The organism is Halopseudomonas sp., from assembly GCF_041579695.1.
In the GTDB taxonomy this organism is placed as follows: Bacteria; Pseudomonadota; Gammaproteobacteria; order Pseudomonadales; family Pseudomonadaceae; genus Halopseudomonas.
Window position 1 is genome coordinate 1 of sequence record NZ_JBFGFI010000176.1, and the last position, 2,501, is coordinate 2,501.

2 protein-coding genes are annotated in these 2,501 nt (G+C 61.1%); both read right to left on the minus strand.

Translation table 11 applies throughout. The annotated features are described in order from the left end of the window. Positions 1-93: 93 nt before the first annotated feature. Positions 94-714 (minus strand): DNA-J related domain-containing protein, encoded by a 621-nt coding sequence (locus ABYA88_RS16080; RefSeq protein ID WP_373188394.1) that lies wholly within the window; start codon positions 712-714, stop codon positions 94-96. Between the two features lie 158 nt (positions 715-872). Continuing rightward, a partial coding sequence (gene ggpS, locus ABYA88_RS16085; RefSeq protein ID WP_373188395.1) for a glucosylglycerol-phosphate synthase occupies positions 873-2,501 on the minus strand: 1,629 nt, incomplete at its 5' end.

Genomic DNA, 2,501 nt, shown 5'->3' on the forward strand with positions numbered 1-2,501 from the left:
GTACAGGTGCGGCGCTTTGTCGCAATCCCTTATCCATGACTATAGTCAAAAAAGCATGACAAGTACGCTGCTTCCTTAGAGTGATTGGCGACTTCAGGGCTTCCCGTAATAGCGTTGGAGTATTAACAGCGCCTGATTGACATCCTGCACTCTCTCGGTGCTACCCCCCTTGTCGGGGTGGTGCGCGCTCATCAATTCACGATATCGCTGCTTGATGCGCCGCGCGTCGACCGGCTCCGCCAACTCGAAGGTGCCCAGCGCAGCGTCGACCTCCTGCTGGCTGACCGCGAAGTTGCCCTGACGAAAACCGCTGAGCAGGCGCTCCACATCCTCGCCCTGCGTCGTCAGCCACTGTTCCCAGTCCATGTAGTAGCTGCGAAGCGGGTCAGATTTGCTCAACCGCGTACCCTGCTGCCCCGCCCCGGCCCGCGGCAGCACGCGAATGCTCAAGGCATGCACCTGCAGCTCAAGAGCCTGCCCGGCAAGACTGTCGGACAGCCGATACAGCGCATGGAAAAGCAGAAAGTGCATCTGAAACAGCAATAGCGGGTCGCGCAGCGCCCCCGGCACGGCAAACAGGGTGTCGGGAAAACGCTCCGCAAGCTTCTTGATCAGCGAAAACTCGTCGACCCCGCCCGGCGCATCGGCCAGGCAGGAAAGCACATAGTGGTCAAAATCAGCCGGCAGCAGATCGTCAGGAGTAGGTTTGGTCATCGCGCCAGTCTAGCAAAGGTGCTGCCGCGCAACATGCCTGTCAGGCTAATGGCCCGGCGTATTGCCGGTGGACGGTCAAACCGCGTCATTCCCGCCCCCAGACACTCCGTCATTCCCGCGAAGGCGGGAATCCATTTTGACCTTGATTTCTTGCCCTATTACTCACCCTTCTCCGCCAGATACCTGATCCCCTCCTGACGGCTGTCGTGTACCGCCTGCAGGAACTCATCGCCCCAGCGCTTGATGTCATTGTGCTGCACAATCGCAAACATCGAACGAATACGTGATTCCCGATCAGCACGCCCCAGGGTCAGACCCACGTAGAGGGTATCGCGCAGGTCGTGCGGATCGTGGGGGTTGGTCAACAGGGCGCCGTGCAGTTCGGCGGCGGCGCCGGCGAATTCCGACAGCACCAGTACCCCTCTGCCCTCGCACAGGCCCTGGGTGGCTACATATTCCTTGGCCACCAGGTTGAGACCGTCGCGTAGCGGCGTAATCCACATCACATCGGCCATCAGGTAATAGGCAATCAGATCGCGGAACGGGAAGGCCCGGTAGAAGAAATGCACCGGGGTCCAGCCGACCTGTGAGAAGCGTCCGTTGATGCGTCCCACGGCCTGTTCGATCTGCTGCAACAGCGTGTCGTAGATGGTCATTTCCGCCGCGGCCGGCACGCAGATGGTCAGCAGTGATACTTTGCCGACAAGCTCGGGATGCGCGTCCAGCAGCGCCTCGAACGCAAGCATCTTGGCCAGAATACCCTTGGTATAGTCCAGCCGCTCGACCGACAACACCACGCGCAGACCCTTGAGCTGTTCACGCAGGGTTTCCATCTGCTCCTGGCACTCGGGCTGATCGATGACTTCCTTCACCCGGCCTACATCCAGGCCCACCGGATGCGCGCCCAGGCCGATATGCCGACCGTGCACCGCCACGCTGCGGGTCATGTTGTCCAGGCCCACCGCGCAACCGTAGCTGAGAAAGCGCGGGGCGCAGTCCTGGGTCTGCAGCACCTCGACCGGTGCGACGCCGCGTATCACGTCGACGAAATTCTCCGACTGCCGCGGGATATGAAAGCCCACATAATCGCACTGCAGCAGGCTGCCGATAATCTCGCGGCGCCAGGGCAACACGTTGAATACGTCGGCGGACGGGAAATAGGTGTGATGGAAGAACGCGATGGTCAGATCCGGACGCAGCGGGCGCAGGTATGCCGGCACCATCCACAGGTTGTAGTCGTGCAGCCAGACCACCGCGCCCTCTGCGGCCTCGGCGGCCGTACGCTCGGCAAACAGCTGGTTGACCTTGAGGAACACTGCCCAGTCTTCCTCGCGAAAAATCGCCCGCTCCCAAAAGGTGTGCAAGGTAGGCCAGAAAGCTTCTTTCGAGAACCGCTTGTAGAACACATCCACATCGTTCTTGCTCAGGGCCACCCGCGCCGCGACCAGGTTCGGATAGCGCTCGCTGTCGACCTTGGTATGCACCTCGAATCCGCGGTCCTTGCGCGGATCATGGATCGACCACGCAACCCAGGAGCCTTGCTGGCCCTGGGAGAAGAAGCTCAGCAGCGTCGGCAGGATGCCGTTGGGCGACGACGGCGGACGGCGTATCAGCTGGCCGTCCTCGATCACCTCTTCGTAGGGCAAGCGGTGGTAGACCATCACCAGCTCGGCCTTGCCCTTGATACCCAGACCAGGCAATTCGGAGTCGATACCCATGGGACCCAGAAAGCCGAAATGCCCCAGGGCTTCGAGTATTCCGCCACAGCCGCTCAGTTTGGCGTGCAA